Source organism: Mesorhizobium sp. M4A.F.Ca.ET.050.02.1.1, assembly GCF_003997725.1.
Taxonomy (GTDB): domain Bacteria; phylum Pseudomonadota; class Alphaproteobacteria; order Rhizobiales; family Rhizobiaceae; genus Mesorhizobium.
The window spans coordinates 1-2583 of record NZ_RZSG01000817.1 but is presented as its reverse complement, the minus strand read 5'-3'; the positions used below and the strand labels follow the sequence as shown (position 1 = coordinate 2583).

At 61.9% G+C, this 2583-nt stretch carries 4 protein-coding genes and 1 pseudogene; 3 read left to right on the top strand and 2 right to left on the bottom strand.

What is annotated here, in order from left to right; translation table 11 throughout:
* Together rplM and EOA33_RS31655 are read right to left on the bottom strand one after the other, a co-directional pair.
* Window positions 1-278 (bottom strand): 50S ribosomal protein L13 (gene rplM, locus EOA33_RS31660; protein ID WP_127407417.1); only part of this gene is annotated, 278 nt, incomplete at its 3' end.
* Window positions 279-505: 227 nt separating this feature from the next.
* The gene (locus EOA33_RS31655) at window positions 506-970 is read right to left on the bottom strand and encodes a PaaI family thioesterase (RefSeq protein ID WP_127407416.1); all 465 of its coding nucleotides are present in this window, start codon (window positions 968-970) and stop codon (window positions 506-508) included.
* A gap of 184 nt (window positions 971-1154) precedes the next feature.
* Between EOA33_RS31655 and EOA33_RS31650 the strand changes: the two genes are divergently transcribed.
* From EOA33_RS31650 to EOA33_RS41580, 3 genes and pseudogenes are all read left to right on the top strand, one after another.
* A complete protein-coding gene (locus EOA33_RS31650) occupies window positions 1155-1976 on the top strand; it encodes an enoyl-CoA hydratase (RefSeq protein ID WP_126054905.1) in 822 nt (273 codons plus the stop codon).
* 25 nt (window positions 1977-2001) lie between these two features.
* Window positions 2002-2424: a VOC family protein gene (locus EOA33_RS31645; RefSeq protein WP_126054904.1), complete on the top strand. Its 423-nt coding sequence runs from the start codon at window positions 2002-2004 to the stop codon at window positions 2422-2424.
* An 8-nt stretch (window positions 2425-2432) separates the two neighbouring features.
* Window positions 2433-2583 (top strand): annotated as a pseudogene (locus EOA33_RS41580) (ATP-binding protein); the annotation flags it as partial.

Sequence of the window (2583 nt, the reverse complement as noted above, 5' to 3'; positions counted from 1 at the left end):
AGCAGCTGGCGCGCGGTGCGCTCCTTGTTGCCGCCGGGATGGCCGGTGTGCCAGTAGTAGACCTTGTCGGTGTACTTCTTGCCGGTGAACACCACCTTGTCGGCATTGATGACGATGACGTTGTCGCCGTCGTCGACATGCGGGGTGAAGGTGGGCTTGTGCTTGCCGCGCAGATGGTTGGCGATGACAGTGGCGAGGCGGCCGACGACGAGACCTTCGGCGTCGATCAGCACCCACTTCTTCACCACATCCGCAGGCTTCTGCGAAAAGGTAGCCATGGTTCTTGCTCTCGGTTGGACCCTCCCTACCCGCGAACGACAGGGAAAGGCGTTTCTTGTTGCTTGGATTGGCTGGGGTGTTCGCCCGTGGCCAATAACAAAACGGCGGCCGTTGCGGGCCGCTGCTTCACGAGGGCTTATAGGCGAGGGCAATCAGCGCGTCAAGGCGACCGAAATCTCTGTTTGTGTGGAAAACATAGCAAAAACAACGAATTGAGCAAAAGGTATTATTTTACCACATCATTCGGACGTTTCGGTGGGATCGAATAGGTGCCTGTGGCATGCGCTACCGTGTGTCCGTCCGGCCCGGCGACGATGTCGATGTCGAACACCATCAGGCTTTTTCCCAGCTTCAGGATGCGGCAATGGCCGTCGATCGGACCGGCCTCGGCCTTGCGCACGAAGTTGATGTTGAGGTTGGTGGTGACTGACAGCGCATCCGGCCCGGCATGCGAGAGCACGCAGACATAGCCCCCAATATCGGCCAGCGTGAACAGCGAAGGGCCGGAAACCGTGCCGCCGGGCCGCAGATGCCGCGCATCGGCATTGAGCCGCACGGTGCAGCCGCCGGGAAACACCTCCAGCGCCTGATAGAAGGAAAACTGGTCGTTGAGCTGCGGATAGACGCTTTCCATCAACCGATTGACGTCAGCCGCGGTCAACACCGGCTTCAGATTGCTTTGAGCGGGCATCGGCGATTTCCTATGTGCGGGACGGGCAGGGCACCCAAGGCGAGGGCGCCTGGACCAAATGTTGCGGCCGAGAAAACACGGCTAGCGGCTTTTCTTCAATCGGCAGCGTGCTAGTTCTTTTGTTCCATGGTCTGTGAAGTTCGCCACAGCAGGGCGAGAAGGATTGGGCGGAGAGGTTTGGAACATGGCTGAAGTCGTTGCCATCAAGCCGGCAATCGCCGAGGGGCCTGTTGTCGCCAGCCTGGACAAAGGCATTCTTCGCCTGACGCTCGCCAGCCCGCCGGCCAATGCCTTGTCGCTGGCGGTGATGGCGGCGCTGATGGCCGAGTTCGATCGCGCGAAATCCGACAGATCCGTCCGCGTCATTATCCTCGCGGCGTCCGGTAAGGTGTTCTGCGCCGGCCACGATCTCAAGGAACTGAGCGCCCATCGCAGCGATGCCGATCGCGGCCGGGGTTTCTTCGAAGAGACCTTTGCCGCTTGCGCCGAGTTGATGCAGGCGATCGTGCGCCACCCCAGGCCCGTCATCGCCGAGGTCGACGGCCTCGCCACCGCCGCCGGGCTGCAATTGGTCGCGAGCTGCGATCTTGCGATTGCCTCGCACGAGGCGACGTTCTGCACGCCGGGCGTCAACATCGGCCTGTTCTGCTCGACGCCGATGGTGGCGCTGTCGCGCAATGTCTCGCGCAAGCAGGCCATGGAAATGCTGTTGACCGGTGAGACGATCGACGCGGCCACAGCCAGGGAATTCGGCCTCATCAACCGCATCGTGCCGCGCGAATACCTGAATCAGGTTGTCAGCAAATACGCGCAAACCATTGCTTCAAAATCATCTTTGGTGATCAAGACCGGCAAGGAGGCGTTCTACGCCCAGGCCGAGATGGCGCTGGCCGACGCTTATGCCTACACCGGCCGCGTGATGGTCGAGAACATGTTGGCGCGCGACGCCGAGGAAGGCATCGGCGCTTTCGTAGGCAAGCGCAAGCCGGAATGGAAGGACGAGTAGGGCGCCCGGAAACAGGAAGATCCGAATGGAACCGCGTATCTCCATCATCACCATCGCCACCGACGATCTCGATCGCGCGACGCGCTTCTATGAGGGCATGGGCCTGGCCCGCCATCAAGGGATCACAGAGGGCGTCGCCTTCTTCCAGATGGGTGGCGCCATCCTCGGCCTGTTCCCGCGCCAGAGCGCCGAGGAGGATTCCGGCATCAGCTTTGCAAAGGCGCCGTCGGCCGTCTACCTCGCCTACAACACCCGCTCCGACGCCGAAGTCGATGAAGTCCTTGCCATGGCCGAGAAAGCTGGCGGCAGGATCGTGAAACCGGCCGGCCGCGCCTTCTGGGGCGGCTGGTATGGCTATTTCGCCGATGCCGACGGCCATGTCTGGGAAGTCGCCCACAATCCGGCCTTTCCGATCGCGGAAGACGGCTCGATCTCGTTGCCAGGCTGACGCTGCCCGTGGCGCCTCGCAAGCAACTGACGCGGCTGAAGGCGCCCTACCTCAAGCGCATCCTGCTCGAGCCGGCGCGCGTCGAGGACTGGGAACAATATCCCTGGAACCTGCCGATCTTCGCCAGCCGCGCGTTCGAGTTCGAATTCACCACGCCGA

What these genes read in the sequence shown, in the direction of transcription:
- EOA33_RS31645 (WP_126054904.1), top strand. Translation starts at nt 2,002, where the DNA reads ATGGAACCGCGTATCTCCATCATCACCATCGCCACCGACGATCTCGAT.
- EOA33_RS31650 (WP_126054905.1), top strand. Translation starts at nt 1,155, where the DNA reads ATGGCTGAAGTCGTTGCCATCAAGCCGGCAATCGCCGAGGGGCCTGTT.
- EOA33_RS31655 (WP_127407416.1), bottom strand. Translation starts at nt 970, where the DNA reads ATGCCCGCTCAAAGCAATCTGAAGCCGGTGTTGACCGCGGCTGACGTC.